General features: G+C 67.5%; 15 protein-coding genes. 9 read left to right on the top strand and 6 right to left on the bottom strand.

The window, feature by feature from the left end:
* Window positions 1-2: 2 nt before the first annotated feature.
* The 3 genes from U743_RS16765 (at window position 3) to U743_RS16755 (ending at window position 4483) form a co-directional block, all read left to right on the top strand.
* Window positions 3-893 carry an FAD:protein FMN transferase gene (locus tag U743_RS16765; RefSeq protein ID WP_043770004.1) on the top strand — a complete coding sequence of 297 codons (891 nt, stop codon included), beginning with the start codon at window positions 3-5 and terminating at the stop codon, window positions 891-893.
* Window positions 894-1022: 129 nt separating this feature from the next.
* Complete coding sequence (locus tag U743_RS16760) at window positions 1023-2645, top strand: 3-(methylthio)propionyl-CoA ligase (protein WP_043772607.1); 1623 nt, start codon at window positions 1023-1025, stop codon at window positions 2643-2645.
* A gap of 35 nt (window positions 2646-2680) precedes the next feature.
* The gene (locus tag U743_RS16755; protein WP_052368327.1) at window positions 2681-4483 is read left to right on the top strand and encodes a patatin-like phospholipase family protein; all 1803 of its coding nucleotides are present in this window, start codon (window positions 2681-2683) and stop codon (window positions 4481-4483) included.
* A 280-nt stretch (window positions 4484-4763) separates the two neighbouring features.
* Here the strand turns inward: U743_RS16755 and U743_RS16750 are convergent, their stop codons facing one another.
* Together U743_RS16750 and U743_RS16745 are read right to left on the bottom strand one after the other, a co-directional pair.
* Window positions 4764-6125, bottom strand: coding sequence for an FAD-binding oxidoreductase (locus U743_RS16750; protein ID WP_043770000.1), 1362 nt, complete (start codon window positions 6123-6125; stop codon window positions 4764-4766).
* A complete protein-coding gene (locus U743_RS16745; RefSeq protein ID WP_043769998.1) occupies window positions 6122-6853 on the bottom strand; it encodes a FadR/GntR family transcriptional regulator in 732 nt (243 codons plus the stop codon). Before U743_RS16745 ends, U743_RS16750 begins: the two co-directional genes overlap by 4 nt.
* A gap of 78 nt (window positions 6854-6931) precedes the next feature.
* On the opposite strand from U743_RS16745, the gene U743_RS16740 reads away from it, so the two are divergent.
* Together U743_RS16740 and U743_RS16735 are read left to right on the top strand one after the other, a co-directional pair.
* Window positions 6932-7537 carry a cysteine hydrolase gene (locus tag U743_RS16740; protein WP_043769994.1) on the top strand — a complete coding sequence of 202 codons (606 nt, stop codon included), beginning with the start codon at window positions 6932-6934 and terminating at the stop codon, window positions 7535-7537.
* A 91-nt stretch (window positions 7538-7628) separates the two neighbouring features.
* A complete protein-coding gene (locus U743_RS16735; RefSeq protein WP_043769991.1) occupies window positions 7629-8033 on the top strand; it encodes a YkgJ family cysteine cluster protein in 405 nt (134 codons plus the stop codon).
* 2 nt (window positions 8034-8035) lie between these two features.
* Here the strand turns inward: U743_RS16735 and U743_RS16730 are convergent, their stop codons facing one another.
* Window positions 8036-8668, bottom strand: coding sequence for a response regulator (locus U743_RS16730; protein ID WP_043769989.1), 633 nt, complete (start codon window positions 8666-8668; stop codon window positions 8036-8038).
* A gap of 151 nt (window positions 8669-8819) precedes the next feature.
* On the opposite strand from U743_RS16730, the gene U743_RS16725 reads away from it, so the two are divergent.
* Both U743_RS16725 and U743_RS19180 read left to right on the top strand, forming a co-directional pair.
* Window positions 8820-11045: a sensor histidine kinase gene (locus U743_RS16725; protein WP_043769987.1), complete on the top strand. Its 2226-nt coding sequence runs from the start codon at window positions 8820-8822 to the stop codon at window positions 11043-11045.
* A 94-nt stretch (window positions 11046-11139) separates the two neighbouring features.
* The gene (locus tag U743_RS19180; RefSeq protein ID WP_043769984.1) at window positions 11140-12138 is read left to right on the top strand and encodes a hypothetical protein; all 999 of its coding nucleotides are present in this window, start codon (window positions 11140-11142) and stop codon (window positions 12136-12138) included.
* 71 nt (window positions 12139-12209) lie between these two features.
* Here the strand turns inward: U743_RS19180 and U743_RS18395 are convergent, their stop codons facing one another.
* Both U743_RS18395 and uvrD read right to left on the bottom strand, forming a co-directional pair.
* Window positions 12210-13004, bottom strand: a complete 795-nt coding sequence (locus tag U743_RS18395) for a M90 family metallopeptidase (RefSeq protein WP_052368326.1) — start codon at window positions 13002-13004, stop codon at window positions 12210-12212.
* Window positions 13005-13020: 16 nt separating this feature from the next.
* On the bottom strand, window positions 13021-15225 hold the full coding sequence (gene uvrD / locus U743_RS16710) for a DNA helicase II (protein WP_052368325.1): 2205 nt from the start codon (window positions 15223-15225) through the stop codon (window positions 13021-13023).
* A gap of 191 nt (window positions 15226-15416) precedes the next feature.
* Between uvrD and U743_RS18390 the strand changes: the two genes are divergently transcribed.
* Entirely contained in the window at window positions 15417-16163 is a 747-nt protein-coding gene (locus U743_RS18390) for a sulfotransferase family protein (protein WP_052368324.1), read from the top strand.
* Window positions 16164-16343: 180 nt separating this feature from the next.
* Window positions 16344-17252, top strand: coding sequence for a DMT family transporter (locus tag U743_RS16700; protein ID WP_043769981.1), 909 nt, complete (start codon window positions 16344-16346; stop codon window positions 17250-17252).
* 26 nt (window positions 17253-17278) lie between these two features.
* Here the strand turns inward: U743_RS16700 and U743_RS16695 are convergent, their stop codons facing one another.
* Window positions 17279-17611, bottom strand: a complete 333-nt coding sequence (locus tag U743_RS16695; protein WP_043769978.1) for a DMT family transporter — start codon at window positions 17609-17611, stop codon at window positions 17279-17281.
* Window positions 17612-17617: the final 6 nt, after the last annotated feature.

Here is a 17617-nt window from a genome sequence, read left to right as displayed (position 1 = left end):
TGATGCAGGCGGCAGGCGTCGCGGTCGACGAAGCCGCTCCGGGACTCTGGCGCGGCAGCTTCCGAGCCATGGCCAGCCCCGGCGAGGTGCTCATCGAGGGCGGTTCGCAGCGCAGGGCCCTGCGGACGACGCAGCGCGTTGCGGCCGAGGCCTGGCGCGTGGAGCGCAAGTGGAGTCGCTATCGCGAGGACAGCATCGTTCAGCGCATCAACCGCGCCCAGAGCAAGGACGTGCGCGTAGACGACGAAACCGCGGATATGCTGGATTACGCCGCCGAGCTCTGGCGACTGTCGGCAGGGCGCTTCGACATCACCGCGGGCGTGCTCCGTCGCGCCTGGCGTTTCGATGGCTCGGATCGCCTTCCGGAAACGCGCGACGTCGCTGAGCTAATGCCCGCCATCGGTTGGCAGCGCGTGGACTGGAACCGTCCTCGGCTCTGCATGCCGGCGGGCATGGAGATCGACTTCGGTGGCATAGGCAAGGAGTACGCGGTGGATCGTGCGCTGCGCCTGGCCCGCGCGCAGTGCGACCAGCCGCTACTGCTGAACTTCGGGGGCGACCTCGCCAGCGACGGGCCACGCATCGATGGCAGCGCCTGGCAGATCGGGATCAGCCCGGTCGAGCCCGAGGGCGCCACCGAGCGGATCGCGCTGCGCCAAGGAGGGGTGGCGACCAGCGGCGACGCCGAGCGCTATCTTTTGCGCGATGGCAAGCGATACGGGCATGTGCTCGATGCCACGACCGGTTGGCCGACGCCCGGGGCGCCGCGCGCCGTGACCGTTGCCGCATCGAGTTGCACCCTGGCGGGCATGCTCGCCACGCTGGCCATGCTCGAAGGGGATCACGCCAGAGCCTTTCTGGAAGCGCAGCAGCTCCGCTTCCTCATTCAGTAGCATAGGCATTGCCCGGTTAGCGCGACGGCTGCCTGCACACGGTCGTGCAGCGAGTTCCTGTGCGCTATTCTCCGCGCGTCGCACCCCCAACACGCAATCAATAACGACAGGAGACCCGCAATGAGCACGCTGCAAGGCCTGATGATGGACACCCCCCTGCTGGTGTCCAGCCTGCTGACGCACGCCGACTACAACCACGCCGACACCGACATCGTCTCGCGCCGCGTGGAGGGCGATATCCACCGCTACACCTACGGTGAAGCAGCGGCGCGGGCGCGTCAGATGGCGAATGCCCTGACGGCCGCCGGCCTCAAGCCGGGCGAACGCGCCGCGACGCTGGCCTGGAACGGCTATCGGCACTTCGAGCTCTACTACGCGATCTCCGGCATCGGCTCGGTGATGCACACCATCAATCCGCGCCTGCACCCGGAGCAGGTGGCCTGGATCGTCAATCACGCCGAGGATCGCATCCTCTTCTTCGACGCCACCTTCGCGCCCATCGTCGACGCCATCGCCGACAAGTGCCCGACCGTGCAGCACTGGGTAGCGATGTCCGATCCGGACAAGATGCCGGAGCTGAAGAACGTCAGCGCGACGAGCTATGAGGACTTCATGGCCGGCCAGCCCACCGAGTACGAGTGGCCGGTGCTGGACGAGAACACCGCGGCCTGCCTCTGCTACACCTCGGGCACCACCGGCAATCCCAAGGGCATTCTCTACTCGCATCGCTCGCTGGTGCTGCACACCTACGGCGCCTGCCTGCCCGATGCTTTCGGCGTTACCGCCATGGACGTCGTGCTGCCCGTGGTACCGATGTTCCACGTCAACGCCTGGAGCCTGCCCTACGTCGGCGCGCTGGGCGGGGTCAAGCTGGTATTCCCCGGCCCCAAGCTCGACGGCGAGAGCCTCTACGAGCTCTTCGAATCCGAAGGCGTGACCATCAGCGCCGGTGTGCCCACGGTCTGGCAGCTGGTGCTGCAGCATCTGCAGAAGAACAAGCTCCAGCTGTCGACGCTCAAGCGCATGACCGTCGGCGGCTCGGCCTGCCCGCCGGCGCTGATGGAAACCTTCGAGAAGGAGTTCGGCGTCCGGCTGGAACACGCCTGGGGCATGACCGAGATGTCACCGCTGGGCACCTACAACCATCTCAAGGCCAAGCACCAGAAGCTGTCCGAGGACGAGCAATTCCAGGTGCGCATCAAGCAGGGACGCGCCGTCTTCGGTGTCGAGATGAAAATCGTCGACGAGAACGGCAAGCGCCAGCCCCAGGATGGCAAGTCGACCGGCGACCTGCACGTGCGCGGCCCCTGGATCATCAAGCAGTACTTCAAGAAGGACGAGTCGCCGCTTATCGACGGCTGGTTCCCCACCGGCGACGTCGGCCACATCGACCCGGACGGTTATCTGACCATCACCGACCGCACCAAGGACGTCATCAAATCCGGCGGTGAATGGATCGGCTCCATCGATCTCGAGAACATCGCCATGAGCCACCCGGCAGTGGCAACGGCCGCCTGCATCGCCGCCAAGCACGAGAAGTGGGACGAGCGCCCGCTGCTGCTGGTGCAGCTCAAGGAAGGCCAGAGCGCCACCAAGGAGGATCTGCTCAAGCACTACGAGGGCAAGATCGCCAAATGGTGGACGCCGGACGACATCCTCTTCGTCGACGGCCTACCGCTGGGCGCTACCGGCAAGGTGCAGAAGAACAAGCTGCGCGACGAGTACGGCGAGCATCTGCTCGGCAAGTCCTAGGCGACTCGCTCCGGTGACGGTATAAGGCGGCGATAGTGGCTACCGGGCTCGATCCGCGACCGCATATCGCCGCCTCGCCACTGCTGGGACGACTGCCGGACGCTGCCATCGATCAGCTCGCCGCGCAGGCTGAATCGCTGGGCCTGCGTGGCGGTGAAACGCTCTTCGAGGCCGAGGAGCCAGCCGACGCGCTCTACCTCGTCACGCTGGGCCGCCTGCGCATCGAGATCGCCGGCGACGTACCGCAAGAGGTGGCCGCCGGTGACGTCGTCGGCGAAATCGGCGCGCTCACCGGCGAGCCGCGCATGGCCACCGCCGTCGCCATGCGCGACACCCTGCTGCTGCGCATCGGCGCGCCGGCCATCCGGCGCGTCATGGCCGACAACGACGAGGCCGAGCGCGCACTGCTGCGACACATCGTGCAGCGGTTACGTGCACCGACCCGCAACCGGCGCACCAGCCGCACGCGCGCAGTGGCGGTCATGCCGCTCACCGAGGACGCCGACGCCACAGGCCTCGCCGGCCATCTGGCCGGGGCGCTGGGCGGCGTGCTCGACGGCAGCGTCCCCCTGCTCAACCGACGATCCGTCGACCAGGACCTCGGGGCAGGTGCGGCACAGACGCGCTTCGACGCGCGCGAGGCCAACGCCCGGCTGGTCGGCTGGCTGCATGAGATCGAGACCGACTCCGCGCATCTCGTCTACTGCGCCGACGGCGTGCCGGACCCCTGGACGCTGCGCGCGGCGCGCCAGGCCGACCGGATTCTGCTGGTGGCCGGCGAAGGCAAGCTGCTGCCCGACACGCTGCAGGCGCTGGAAACCGCCGCCAGCCCCGCCGTGCGCGAGCTGATCGACTGCAGCGCCGATGGTCGTGCCGTGCGTCTACTGGCGCAGAGCCGGGCCAGCTTCCTGCACCACTGCCGTCCCGGCGACGCCACGGCGATGGATCGGCTGGCGCGGCTGGTGGCCGGGCGCGCCGTGGGGTTGGTGCTGGGTGGCGGCGGCGCGCGCGGCTTCGCGCACATCGGCCTGCTGCGCGCACTGGCCGAGGCCGGGCTACCGGTCGATCTGGTCGGCGGCACCAGCATGGGCGCCTTCATCGCCGCACTGCACGCCCGCGGCATGGATCCGCGGGCCATCCGCGACTGCTGCCATGAAGTCTTCGTCGCGAAGAATCATCTCAACGACTGGGTGTGGCCGCGCGTCTCATTGATCCGAGGCCGCAAGTTCCTGAAGAAGCTCAAGCAGGTCTTCGGCGACACGCGCATCGAGGAGCTGGCACTGCCCTTCTACTGCGTCTCCACCAATCTCACCCGCGGTCAGCCGCAGGTGCACCGCGACGGCGAGCTGGCCACCTGGATCGGCACCAGCATGGCCGTACCGGGCATCGCACCGCCGGTGGTCTATCGCGGCGAACTGCTCGCCGATGGCGCGGTGGTCAACAGCGTGCCGGTGGACGCCATGCAGGCGCTGGACCGTGGGCCGGTCATCGCCTGCGACGTCGGCGCCCCGGGCGAGCTCGCGCTGCCCGGCGTCGAAGGCCCGGAGCCGGAGGCGTTACTGAAAGCCAAGCACCGCGGCAAGGGTCCGGCGCTGTCGGACATCCTCATGCGCATGACCAGCATGACCAGCGATCTGCGGCTGGAGGAGAATGCGAGCCAGGCCGACCTCTTCCTGCGCATGCCCGTCTCCGGTGTCGGCATGTTCGACTGGAGCAAACTGGATGAAACGATAGAGACGGGCTACCGCCATGCCTGCGAGGTACTGGAGGACGCCGCCGCCGATTGGCCCGGTAACGAACCGGCGCCCCGTTTCACCGCGCCGAAGCGGGCTGGCTGAGCCGACAGCGCGTGGGGAGATCGATGCGCAGCCGGCCATGGCTGTGCGAGCGCGCCAATCCCAACGTTTGAAGGTGAGCATGCGCATATCGCGCCCAACACGGACCACGAGAGTAGGGCCTTAACGATTGCGGCCGCGCAATCGGTTCAGCAGTAGAGACAAACGCCGCGGAGAATCCGCCACCAAAGCAATCCAGAGTTAATGCGCCTGCTCGAGCCGTGCCGTCTCGATGGCTGCCGCGCCGACGAACAACTTTCGGCGCGACGAATCAGGACTGCGCTCAGTAACCCTTGCCGGGATTGAGGATACCCATGGGATCGAAAACCCCCTTGATGCCGCGCATGAGCGTCACCTCCCGCTCGCCCGCCATGGCCGTTAGATAGGCACGCTTGAGGGTGCCGACGCCGTGCTCACCGGTGATGCTGCCACCCAGGGCCAGCGCGCCCGCAACGATGTCGTCGAAAGCCTGCCGCGCCCGGCCCACGGACGCAGAGTCCTGACCGTCGTAGACGATGGTGGGGTGCAGATTGCCGTCACCGCCGTGACCGAAGGTGGCAACCGTGATGCCGTGACGCTGCGCAGCGGCCGCGCACAACGCCAGTAGTTCTGGGATCTTCGGGATCGGCACTGCGACGTCGTCGAGCAGGCAGTGCCCCTGCTTTTCCAGCGCCGGCAACGCGGCGCTGCGCGCCTGCATGAACATGCGCCCCTCGTGCTCATCGAGCGTCGTGGCCACCATCGCCGCGTCGTGCGCTTCGCAGAGGCGCTCGGCCTCGGCAAGGATGGCTTCGCTGTCGGGGCTGTCGGCCTGGGCGATGATCATGGCGGCGGTGCTGGTATCCAGCTCCATGTGCGTCATCGCCTCCACGGCCGCCACCGTAGCCTGGTCCATGACTTCCAGCCGCGACAGGTTCTGCCGCGCCTGCAGCGCGACGATGGCCTGACCGGCACGCTCGAGATCCCCGAAGAAGGCAATAAGGGTCCCGGCCGGCTGCGGCTGCGGCAGCAGGCGAACGGTAACGCCGACGATCACCGCCAGCGTGCCTTCCGAGCCGATGAGCAGGCGCTTGAGGTCCAGGCCAGCAACATTCTTGCGCGTGCCGGCACCGGCGTGGATGCGCGTGCCGTCGGCCAGCACGGCCTCCAGCGCCACGACGTGATCGCCGGTAACGCCGTACTTGAGACAGCAGGCGCCGCCGGCATTGGTGGCGACATTGCCGCCGATGCTGGAGATGTCGCGGCTGGCTGGGTCGGGCGCATAGACGAGACCGTGCTCACGCGCCCTTGCATCGAGCGCACCATTGAGCACACCCGGCTCGACGCGGGCGATGCCCTGCGCCGGATCCAGCTCGAGAATGCGGTCGAGGCGATGCAGTGCCAGCAGGATGCAGCCTTCGCTGGCGTTGGCACCGCCGGACAGGCCGGTGCCGGCGCCGCGAGTGACGACCGGCGTGCGCGTTGCCGTAGCGACGCGCAGCGTGGCGATGACCGTGTCCACCGAGCGCGCCCGCACCAGCGCCACAGCGGCACCAGCATCGCAAAGCCCCGCCTGGTCTCGGGCGTGAGCGCGGATGATGTCGGCGTCGGTGCTCAGCTCGGCGGCCGGAACGGCCTCGGCGAGCCGGGCCTGCAGCGGGCTCACGGCTCGACCCGGGCTTCGTAGAAATCGCGGATATGCGCGCCCATGCGCCGCGCGGCGAGCGCCCCATCACCTGCGGCTGCCGCCTCCAGGATGGCGCGGTGCTCGCCATTCAGCCGCTGCATGACCGCGGCGCGCTCCGGCTCACGCTCCAGCGCCGCACGCAGATGCCCGGCCATCGTGCCGCGCAGCACATTGTTGACCAGCACATAGGCGGCATTGCCGGCGGCATCGATGAGGGCGGCGTGGAAGGCGACATCGGCGTCGATGAAACGCTCGACATCGTCCCCGGCAGCCTCCATCTCGGCGATGGCGTCCTCGGCGCGGCCTTGGGTTGCCGCATCCAGCTTCGGCGCCGCCTCGGCAATGGCCGCCGTCTCGATCAGCAGCCGCATGCCCACAAGATCCGGCAACGGCACCTGACCGAGGCGCAGCACGTTCTCCAGCGCAAAAGCCGCGCTGGAGACGGCCCCGGCACCGTTGACGATGGGCGTGCGCGTGGAGACGCGGTCGCCGCCGCTGACCAGTCCCTGCGCCTGCAGGATGCGCAATGCCTCGCGCACGGTCGAACGCCCGACGCCGAAGCGCTCGCCCAGCGTCTTCTCTCCGGGTAGCGGTGCGCCGTCGGCCAGTTCGCCCGCAACGATGGCATCGCGGATTCGACCGGCAACGAGCACGCTCAGCGGCTCGCGCCCGACCGGACCCAGCAGCGATTCGGAAGGCTTGCTCATGGGCCTCAGCCTACGGCTTGTCTGCTTGTCTGACAAGTAGTAGGGTGCAGCTTCCACCTGTGCTGCGAGGAGACCGCCATGGCCATTGACCCGAAAACAACCGCCCTTGTGCTGATCGAGTATCAGAACGACTTCACCAGCGCAGGCGGCGTACTGCACGATGCCGTCAAGGGCGTCATGGACAGTACCGGCATGCTCGACAAGAGCAGGGAGGTCGCCGAACGCGCGCGGAAGGCCGGCATCACGGTGATGCACGCGCCGATCAGCTTCGCGCCGGGCTACAACGAGATCACCGCGCATCCCTACGGGGTGCTGCAGGGCGTCGTCGAAGGCAAGGCTTTCGTCAAGGGTGGCTGGGGCGCCGAGATCGTCGACCAGCTCGCACCGCAGGCCGGCGACATCGTCGTGGAAGGCAAGCGTGGGCTGGATACCTTCGCCAGCACGAATATCGACTTCATGCTGCGCAGCAAGGGCATCGGCACCGTCGTTCTCGGCGGCTTCCTGACCAATTGCTGCGTGGAGTCGACCATGCGCACGGCCTATGAGCATGGCTTCGAGGTCATCACGCTGACCGACTGCGCGGCAGCGACCTCGCTGGAAGAGCACGACAACGCCATCCGTTACGACTTCCCGATGTTCTCCAAGCCGACCACCGCCGGGGAGTTCCTCACCACGCTGGCTTAAGGCGCCCGGGCGGGTACGAAAGCCTTGCTTTCCGGTCGCGCTGACCCTATAAGGATGCCGCCGGCGATGGGCCGGTTTCTTCGCATTGCCGATGGCCAACGAACACCCCTGCCTGCGCTGCGGCGCCTGCTGCGCGCATTTCCGCGCTTCCTTCTACTGGTCCGAAGCCGACGACGCCACGCCGAACGGCGTACCCGTGAGCATGACGCGCAAGCTGACGCCGCATCTGCGCGTGATGCTCGGCGCGGAGGGCAGCACGCCACGCTGTGTGGCGCTGATGGGCGATATCGGTCAGAGCGTACGCTGCACCATCCATCCGCGCCGTTCCAGCGTCTGCCGCGACTTCCCGGCCTCCTACGAGGACGGCACCGGCGCGCACAATCCACGCTGCGATGCCGCACGCGCGGCCTGGGACCTGGCCCCCCTTTCGCCCGAGGATTGGCGCAGCCCGGCACCGGAAGCGCCCGGCACCACTTCGCTACCGCGCGTCGCCTGACCCTAGACCAGGCCCTGCCGTTGAGCCGCCAAAGCGGCCTCGGCACGGTTGCTGACCTGGAGCTTGCGGTAGACCTGTTTGACGTAGCCCGCCACGGTGCTGGGTCGGAGTTCTAGGCTGCGCGCGGTCTCGGCCACCGTATAGCCCTTGGCCACCAACAACAGCACGTCGCGCTCACGCGGCGTCAGCGATACGACCTCCTGCGAAGCGGGCGCGAAGTGCGCCAGCAAGCGGCGGGCGATGGCAGGCGAAAGCGGCGGCTGCCCGGTGACGATACCCGACAGCGCACCAGCCAGCTCCTGCGGCGGGCGGTCCTTCAGCAGATAACCCTGCGCGCCAGCTCGGAGCGCCGAGAACAGATGCCGGTCATCGTCGAAGATGGTGGTCACCACGCACAGCGGCGGCTCCGGCAGCGTCTGAGCGCGCGACAGCACCTCGGTCCCGGAACCGTCGGCGAGACCGAGATCAATTAGCGCCAGATCAAAGGCGGATGCGTCCAGTCGCTGGTACGCCTGCGCCACGCTGTCCGCGAAGGCGACCTCCGCGCCCGAGAAAGCCTCCGCGATGATTGCGGCCAACCATTCCCGCGTCTGCGCGACATCATCGAGGATCAGGACTCGGCGAATTGACGTCATGGCAGCCTTCTGGCGACGGGTCTGAAAGCATGCGGCAGGCGCCTTGGGCTGTCCACGCCGCAGTGTGTCCCTAGCTTCACGGTCGCCGTGGCGACAGGCCACCCCGCGTTCGGGGGTATGCTCGCGACTTCTGCCCCCCCGTGCTTCCGGCATGACCAGCGTCAACGACTCTGCCACGCCGGCCGCGCGCGCCAGCGCCTGGCCACCCCAGTACATGCTCACCCTTGTCGCGCTGATCGGGCTGGCGGCCACGATCACGGCTACGCTGCTGGCGCGCGACGTGCAGGTGCCAGCGTTGCAGATCGTCGCAGACGGCGTGGAGCTCCGGCTGGCCGCGCCGCGCGACGCCTCAGCTACCCTGCTGGCCGACCACACCGGTCAGCGGGTCATCGCCTTCCTCACGAACGACGGCGAGCCGCTGCCCGCACACGCCAGCCTGCTGATCGAAGAGCCCGACACCCTCGCCGGCTACACCGCCTACAACGACTTTCTCGCGCAGCAGGACCACCTTGCCGCGATGCTCGCAGGCGACGCGCTGACGGTGCTACTTGGCGATGGCAGCACGCTAACGATTCCGACGGTAGCGCGAGGCTTATGGCAGCTGCCCGTAGCCTTCTGGATGCAGCTTGCCTTCGGGCTCACCGGCTGGTTGCTGGGTGGCGCGGTCTGGGCATTTCGACCGGCCGATACGGCCACCCGGCTGTATGCACTAACGGGGGCCTGCTACGCACTTGCGGCCCTGAGCGCAGCGGTCTACAGCACACGCGAGCTTGCCTTGCCCTCCGAGCGCTTCTTCGCGCTCAATATGCTCAACGCTTTCGGCACCATCGTATTCGCCGCCGCTTTGCTCGGGCTTCTCTGGCACTACCCGAGGCCACTGGGCCGGGCACCGATCTTCCGCGGCGCGCTGGGTATCGCGCTGGCCATGTTCGCGGCGCACCTGCTGCAACTCGGCCCCAAGGGACTGGTCGGGCCACAGACAACCGTCTTCATGCTCTTCGTGCCCTGCTTTCCTCTGGCCTGGCTGCAGTGGCGCGGCCACCGAGGCGAGCCGGTGGCGCGCGCCGCCCTGCTCTGGTTCTTCCTGTCGGTGTTCAGCGGAACGCTGCTCTTCGCCACCCTGGTGCTGGCGCCACCGCTCTTCGGCCATCCGCCGCTGGCGGCACAGAGCCTGATGCTGGGGGTCTTCCTCTTCGTCTATGTCGGCATTGCCGCTGCCATCACGCGCTACCGGCTCTTCGACATCGAGCGCTGGTGGCTCAACGCGCTGCTCTGGTTTCTCGGAGGCGCCGCAATCGTCGCGCTTGATGTGCTGCTGCTTCTTACGCTGCCGATGGCAGGCGTGACGGCCACACTGGCGGCCGTAGCCATGGTGGGCTGGCTCTACTTCCCAGCGCGCCAGTGGCTCTGGCGACGCGTGCGACCGGTTGGCAGTGCAAGCGCCGACGCATTGCTGCGCCGTTTCGTGATCCACGCCGCCGCCACGCACGGCCGCCACGAGTTGCCGGCGATGTGGCAGCACGTCGTCACGGAGAGTTTCGAGCCGCTAGTGGTTACCGAGGCCGAGACGCCTGTGCCGCATGTCACGATCCGCGATCACGGCCAAGCCCTCGAGCTGCCAGGGTCGCAGCACTTTCCGGCGCTGCGCGCGGCCTATCCGCGCCACGGCACCCGACTGTTCTCGCGCGAGGACGTCCGCCTCGCCGAAGCGCTGCTATCTCTGGCAGTGCACAGCGGCAACGCCATTGTCGCCCGCGAAACGGGCATCGAGGACGAGCGCCAGCGCATCATGCGCGACCTGCACGACGACCTGGGCAGCAAGCTGCTGATCATCGCGCACTCCGGCAACGAAGACAGCCGCAGCGTTGCGCGCGCCGCCTTGCAGGATGTGCGCGACATCCTGCAGGCACTGGAAGCCGGCCCCAGCACGCTGCACGCGCTCTGCGAAGCGTGTCGGTGGGAGCTGCAGTCACGGGCAGAGGCGCACGGCTTCGCACTGCAGCACGACGATGCCGGCATCGTCGAAGACGTCGCGCTGTCCGCGCGCGAGGCCACGAATCTTGCGCGCATCCTGCGTGAGGCCGTGACCAATGCCGTGCGCCACGCGCGACTGACCCTGCTGGTTCTGTCCTGGCGTTTTGACGGCGAGCGGCTGCACATTCTTGTACGCAACGACGGTGTTGGCGCACCACCTGATCAATGGCATAGAGGCAGGGGGATGCGCTCGATGGAAGCGCGTGCGGCCGATCTCGACGCCGATATCGCATGGGACGGCAGCGCCGACGCGTGCTGGCTGCGGATCAGCCTGCGACCGGCCGCCCTCGACCGACGCCGCCCCCGCGTTCAGGGGGGAGGCAGAACGCTGCAGGCGGGATAACTTTGGGGCTGGCGGCGTTTCGGCGGTGAAAGCCGGATTGCCAATATTCACCATGGGCGCTTCTTCGCCCGCGTCAGTCGATTCGAGCCCCCCAATGAACAAGCTTCCGCTACTTTGCATCCTCCTGGCCCTTGGCCTCTACGGCTGCGACGGAACCGCCACGCGCGGAACCGCGGCAGGCGGCGCCACGCAGGACAGCGCGCCTGGCGACAACACCCCTCCCGTGGACGAGGATGAGGAGCCAGGCGAGGGCGAGGGCGAGGGCGAGGGCGAGGGCGAGGGCGAGGGCGAGGATGATGGTGGGGACAACGCCCCACCTGCGGGCGAAGAAGACGACGACGATGCGCCACCGCCCGACGAAGGCGAAGGTGACGACGACACGGGCAGCGGTGGCGACGAGGATGAGGGCGGCGGCGATACCGACACCGGCGGTGGCGCGCTTCTGGATTGCCTGAACCCCGACTTCGCCGTCGTCGGCACCCGCCAGATGCTGCGCTATCGCAGCACTTCCGGCAGCGGCTCGCTGGAATTCACCACCGACATCCTTGTCAACCGGGAAACCAGCTTCAACGGCACGCCCGTTCTCGAAGCCGTAACCGAGGAGCAGGGCGCCACCAACAGCAGCACCGTTCAGCTCTATACCCTCGATGCAACGAGCGGCGTGCAGCGCACGTACCAGGTGACCTCAGAGGCCCAGTCGCCGGTGGGCAGCGTGACAACCGTCGTCGACTTCGACCCCTTCTGGGAAGTCCGATTCGACCTCGACCCCGGCGAGAGCAACATCGCCGAGTACACCGTCACCACCGAGACCGAAGTACCCGGCAGCCCCTTCCCGGCGCCCGCTACCGAGTCCGAGGTGGTACGGACGCGCACCTACACCGGGCGCGAATCCATCACCGTGCCGGCGGGGACCTTCGTGACCTGCCGCGTCGAGGAGATCGTCACCGGCAACGGCAACAGCGACGAGAGCAACGTCTCCTGGTTCGGAGTGGGCTCGGGTGTGCTCATCCGCCAGATGGCCAGCGATGGGAGTGGTGGGAATACCACCACCACCGAGCTGCTCGATGGCAGTGTTAATGGCAACGATCTATAGGCGCTAACCAAGCGGACATGTGCCCCTTCTCGGGCTGGTTCTCCGGCTCGCGAAGGGACGTTCGCGGGCCGCTACGCTCCGTGAGCAGAAGGCTCGAAGAACAGCGGCCGCGGCTGCAGCGCGAAGTAGTCGGTCAGCAGAGCGAATAGCTCGGGGTGCGCGGCGCGCATGGCGCTTGGCCGCTGGAAGAAGGCCTCTACCGCCACCGGAAAGAACTCGGCCGGGCCTTCCAGGGCGTAGTCGTCGATCACCGGCGAGGGCGCCTGCTCGAAAGCCGCCCAGGCGCGCTGCATGACGTCGGCCCAGGCCTGGGCGGGCGCTCCCACCGGGGCACCTTCGCCGCCACTCATGGCGTCGAGCTGATGGGCAAATTCGTGTACCGCGACGTTGTGCTCTGCTCCGATCAGCGCCTGCTGAACGTCGTCCCAGGACAGCAGCACGCGTCCGTTCTCCTCGGACAAGCCGCTGTGCAGCACCTCCTCGTCGGTCACCAGCCCGGCCTCGTCGGGATGATCCATGGGCACCCAGAAGGGGCCGGGATAGATCAGCACCGCGCGCAGCGTCGGTAGCGGCTCGCGCGCGCGCAGCGTCAGCAGCGCGGCGAGGCCACAAACGGTGTTGATCATGCGCGAATCCAGCGTCTGTCCCGCGCAACCGTGGAAGTGCACGCGCCGCGCCAGCCGTGCCGTGTGCGCCAGGTGGCGCGGCCCTTGCTCCGCGCTCAGCCAGGCGCGCCAGGGTAGATCGGCATCCAGCCATTGTCGGCGCTGCACTTCGCTCGGCCCGCGCCGGCGGCCGCGCCAGACCAGCCACCCGATCTCGGCGACGACCAGCGCGACCACCAGTAGCAGCCAGAGCGCGCTCACGCGGCGGCGCGTCGGCTCACACCGGCTCCAGCTTCGCCATCGAGGCGATCAGCCATTTGCTGCCGCCGTCGGCAAAAGCCACTTCGACGCGGGCGCGATCGCCTTCGCCATCGAAGGCGGTGACGGTGCCCTCGCCGAAGCGGGCATGGCGCACGCGCGCGCCCAGATAGAGCCCGCTGGAGGACGGCGGTGCGTCGGAAACGACCGGCCGCGACGGCTCCCAGGACGCGGGCTGGCTGTCGGCGAAACGTCCGGCCAGGCGCGGCTGACGAATGCCGGCACGCGGGCGCAGCTCCTGCGTGCACTCGGCCGGCAGCTCGCGCAGGAAACGACTGGGCGCGCAGAGTTGCGGCACACCGTGGATGCGACGCGCCTCAGCATGCGTAATCGTCAGCTGCTCGCGCGCACGGGTGACCCCGACGTAGCACAGCCGGCGCTCTTCCTCGAGACCGCCTTCGTTGACGGCGCGCTGGTGCGGGAAGAGCCCTTCCTCGACACCGACCAGATAAACCACCGGGAACTCCAGCCCCTTGGCCGCGTGCAGCGTCATCAGGTGCACACAGTCCGTGCCCTCGCCAGCCTGCTGCTCGCCGGACTCCAGCGCCGCGTGGGTCAGGAAGGCCGTCAGCGGATCCATGTCCTCGAGCATGACGTCTTCGCCCTCGAAGCCCTTGGCCGCCGAGATCAATTCGTCGAGGTTCTCCAGCCTCGCAGCGCCGGCCTCACCCTTTTCCTTGCGGTAATGCTCGCGCAAGCCGGCCATATCGATGACGCGCTCGATCATCTTCGACAGCGGCGTGGTGGCCGCCTCGCCGGCGAGCTGTTCGATCAGCTGCGTGAAGGCGCGCAGCTTGGAAGCGGTGCGACCGAGCGCGCTCTCGGCCTGCTCGGAAGCCTTCCACAGGCTGGTGCCAGAGTCGCGCGCGGCGGCGCGCAGCTTCTCCATGGAGGTCGCGCCGACGCCGCGCGGCGGCGTGGCGATGGCGCGCTCGAAGGCGGGATCGTCGTCGCGATTGGACAGCAGCCGCATCCAGGCCAGGGTGTCGCGGATTTCCATGCGCTCGAAAAAGCGCAGACCGCCGTAGATGCGGTAGGGAATGCGCTGTTGGACGAGGCGTTCCTCCAGCACGCGCGACTGCGCGGAGGTGCGGTAGAGGATCGCCATCTCGGTGTAGGCCCGGCCCTTGGCAGATTCCGAGGCGATGCGGCCGACGACGAAGTCGCCCTCGTCGAGGTCGTTGAAGGCGGTGTAGATCTGGATGGGCTCGCCCTCGCCGGCATCGGTCCAGAGGTTCTTGCCCATGCGCTCGGCGTTGTGGGCAATCAGCGCGTTGGCGGCGTTGAGGATGACGCCGGTGGAGCGGTAGTTCTGCTCCAGGCGCAGCACCTCCAGATCGGAGAAGTCGCGCTGCAGCTTGGTCATGTTCTCGACCTTGGCGCCGCGCCAGGAGTAGACCGACTGATCATCGTCGCCGACGCAGAAGACGATGCCGCGCTCGCCGGCCACCAGCTTCAGCCAGCGGTACTGCAGGGTGTTGGTGTCCTGGAACTCGTCGACCAGGATATGGCGGAAGCGCTGGTGGTAATGGGCGCGCAATTCGGCGTTGTCGCGCAGCAGCTCGAAGGCGCGCAGCAGCAGCTCGGCGAAGTCGACCAGGCCATTGTCCTCGCAGACGCGCTGGTAGGCGCTGTAGGCGCGCACCAGCATGCGATCGGCCATGTCGCCGCTGTCGCCGAGGTCCTCGGGACGCAGCGCGTCTTCCTTCTGCTTGTTGATCCAGCCGGTGACCGTCTTCGGCGGCCAGCGATCCTCGGGCATGTCGAGGCTGCGCAGCACGCGCTTGACCTGGCGCTGCTGGTCGTCGGCGTCGAGGATCTGGAAATTCTGCGCTAGCCCGGCGTCCTTCCAGTGCAGGCGCAGCATGCGGTGGGCGATGCCGTGGAAGGTGCCCACCCAGAGCGTGCGCACCGGGATGTCGAGCAGTTCCTCGATGCGCCCGCGCATCTCGGCGGCGGCCTTGTTGGTGAAGGTCACCGCCAGCACCGAGTGCGGCGACACGCCCTCGGCCGCTACCAGCCAGGCGATGCGGTGGGTGAGCACGCGCGTCTTGCCCGATCCGGCCCCGGCCAGCACGAGCCGATGTGCAGGCGGTGCCGTCACGGCCTCGCGCTGGGCCTCGTTGAGATCGCGGGTAAGCAGGCGCGGGTCGAATTCGGACATGCCCGTATTCTACTGGCTGCCGTTCCGCTTCCTTGGCGAGCCGTGGATACCCCCGTCTCAAGAAGGGGTGGCTCGCTCAGCGAGCGCAGGCTGCGTCATACTCCAGGAAGCGCCGCGCGCTAGCGCAGCCGCGTCAGGGAATCACGGGCCGACCACATGGTTATGCCCGCGACACTAGCAAGAGGGTGCCTATGCCGAGCCGTTTCAAGCGCATCGTCATCAATCGCGCGACGCAGCGACTAAATCCATTCTATAAGCGCTACCCCTTCACCAGCCCGGTGTCAATCCGCAGCGCCAACGATCGCGGTTGCGTCGAACTCGAAATGGGCTTCTTCTACAACCGCGTTCCCAAGGCGGCCAACTCGTCGGTGATGACGGCGCTGGCGCAGCTCAAATGCGGGCATCCGGTGCCATCGAAGGCGGCGAAGACGCTGTTCCAGTCACCGGCCAGCCTGTCGCGCGAAGAGATCTACCGCTTCGACCAGCTCTTCAAGTTTGCGATAGTCCGCAATCCCTTTTCGCGAACACTGTCGGCCTATCTCGACAAGGTCGAGCGCAGAGCAAAAGCCCGCAATCACGAGAGCAGTTTCGAGGGCTTCGTTAACTATCTGGAACAGGGAGGGCTCTATCGCAATGCGCACTGGGCACCGCAGACCGCTCTGCTGCTGATCCCCGTTGAGCGCTTCGACTTCGTCGGGAAGGTGGAGCGATATGCCGAGGATTGGGCGGAGGTGCTCCGCAGCCTTCAGGGCCTAAGTTCGGATGTAGCACTGACGTCGGGCTTCTTTGCCAATGCCACGGGCGCCGATGCCAAGCTCTTGCGCTACTACACACCGTCGTTGGTGAAGCGCATAGCCCAAATTTACCGCACCGATTTCGAGGCATTTGGCTATGACGCCGGCTGCCTGCCGGCCGGACAGAGGCCTCGAGACGGATAACACCGATCGGTGCCAACAGTGGGATTCCTAGTGCCTAGACATCCAATACTGGCGAAGCCGGACAGGGATAGGCTTGCTTCTAGCATCCTCTTGGAGCCACCGGGAGCGCGCGAGAATGTGTAACGCTCCCGTCTTCCGACCAAACCGGCGATACCGGCCAGCCGGTCACAGGAGCCCCTGATGCCCCAGAGCGCAGCCCCTACCCTTGCGCTGTCAATAGCCTTCGTCCTGTTGTGGAATTCGGGTTTCATCGGTGCCGAATACGGCCTGGATTTCTCCGGCCCGCTTACCCTGCTTTCCTGGCGCTATCTGGCGCTCGGTGCCTTGCTCCTGGGCTGGATGGTCTGGCGCTCGCGACCGCTATGGCCGGGTGCGGCAGCAGCGTGGCAGGCAGGGTGGACCGGCGCACTCGCGCACGCGGGCTGGCTGGGCTTCGCGCTGGGCGCCATCGCCGCCGAGGTACCCGCCGGCATCGTCGCGCTGATCGTGGCCACGCAGCCGCTGCTGACCGGCGCGCTGTCGGGCCCGGTCACGGGAGAAGGCACCAGCCTCCGCCAGTGGTGCGGTCTGCTCATCGGATTCGCCGGCGTGTCGATCGCGGTCATGGCCCGGCTGCAGGCGGACGATGCCGCGCCGCTCTGGGGCTATCTACTGCCGCTAGGGTCGGTAGCCGCCATCACGGTCGCCAGCCTTGCCCAGCGCCTGAGCACAACAGCTGGTGCGGCATTGCCTATGGATACGCTGCTGCTGTACCAGAGTGTCGCATCGGCCCTGGTGCTTCTGCCCCTGGCGCTGCTGCTGGAAGGCTTTTCCACCGAGTGGACGCCCGTCTACATCGCCGCGCTGGCGTGGGTGACGGTGCCCGTATCGCTTGGTGCCTACGCGCTGATGTGGATGCTGATCGCACGCACGGACGCAACACGTGTGGCCAGCCTGTTCTATTTCGGCCCGCCTGTAACGATGCTGATGGCTTGGCTGGCCTTCGGCGATATCCTGCGCATCACCGATGTGATCGCGCTCGCGGTGACCGCCGTCGGCATCGTGCTCGTGCAGTGGCGCAAGCGCGCGAATGTGCCGGGTGCCGCATAGACACTGCCACGGCTGCCGGCGGGTACTCAGGTGGGCAGCGTTCCCGAGTAGCGAATGATGACGGTCACGCCGACCGCGATGAAGAGAATGCCGGTGATGGCGGGCCCGTCCAGCGGCTGCTGCAGCACCAGCCAGCCAATGAGCGCGATCAGCGCCATGCCGGCGCCGCACCAGATGGCATAGGCCACGCCCACCGGGATCACGCGCAAGGTCAGCGACAGGAAGTAGAAGGAGGCGCCGTAGCCGACAATCACCACCAGCGACGGCCACAGACGCGTGAAGCCCTCCGTGCCGCGCAACGCCGAGGTGGCGATGACCTCGCTGACGATGGCCAGGGACAGATAGATCCAGTGCTGCATGCCGCG

Source organism: Algiphilus aromaticivorans DG1253, assembly GCF_000733765.1.
Taxonomy (GTDB): Bacteria; Pseudomonadota; Gammaproteobacteria; order Nevskiales; family Nevskiaceae; genus Algiphilus; species Algiphilus aromaticivorans.
Note: the sequence above shows the minus strand (reverse complement) of the source record. Positions and strands in the feature narration are given on the sequence as shown.

What these genes read in the sequence shown, in the direction of transcription:
- U743_RS16765 (WP_043770004.1), top strand. Translation starts at nt 3, where the DNA reads ATGCAGGCGGCAGGCGTCGCGGTCGACGAAGCCGCTCCGGGACTCTGG.
- U743_RS16745 (WP_043769998.1), bottom strand. Translation starts at nt 6,853, where the DNA reads ATGAGCAAGCCTTCCGAATCGCTGCTGGGTCCGGTCGGGCGCGAGCCG.
- U743_RS16740 (WP_043769994.1), top strand. Translation starts at nt 6,932, where the DNA reads ATGGCCATTGACCCGAAAACAACCGCCCTTGTGCTGATCGAGTATCAG.
- U743_RS16735 (WP_043769991.1), top strand. Translation starts at nt 7,629, where the DNA reads ATGGCCAACGAACACCCCTGCCTGCGCTGCGGCGCCTGCTGCGCGCAT.
- U743_RS16730 (WP_043769989.1), bottom strand. Translation starts at nt 8,668, where the DNA reads ATGACGTCAATTCGCCGAGTCCTGATCCTCGATGATGTCGCGCAGACG.
- U743_RS16725 (WP_043769987.1), top strand. Translation starts at nt 8,820, where the DNA reads ATGACCAGCGTCAACGACTCTGCCACGCCGGCCGCGCGCGCCAGCGCC.
- U743_RS19180 (WP_043769984.1), top strand. Translation starts at nt 11,140, where the DNA reads ATGAACAAGCTTCCGCTACTTTGCATCCTCCTGGCCCTTGGCCTCTAC.
- uvrD (WP_052368325.1), bottom strand. Translation starts at nt 15,225, where the DNA reads ATGTCCGAATTCGACCCGCGCCTGCTTACCCGCGATCTCAACGAGGCC.
- U743_RS18390 (WP_052368324.1), top strand. Translation starts at nt 15,417, where the DNA reads ATGCCGAGCCGTTTCAAGCGCATCGTCATCAATCGCGCGACGCAGCGA.
- U743_RS16700 (WP_043769981.1), top strand. Translation starts at nt 16,344, where the DNA reads ATGCCCCAGAGCGCAGCCCCTACCCTTGCGCTGTCAATAGCCTTCGTC.
- U743_RS16695 (WP_043769978.1), bottom strand. Translation starts at nt 17,611, where the DNA reads ATGCAGCACTGGATCTATCTGTCCCTGGCCATCGTCAGCGAGGTCATC.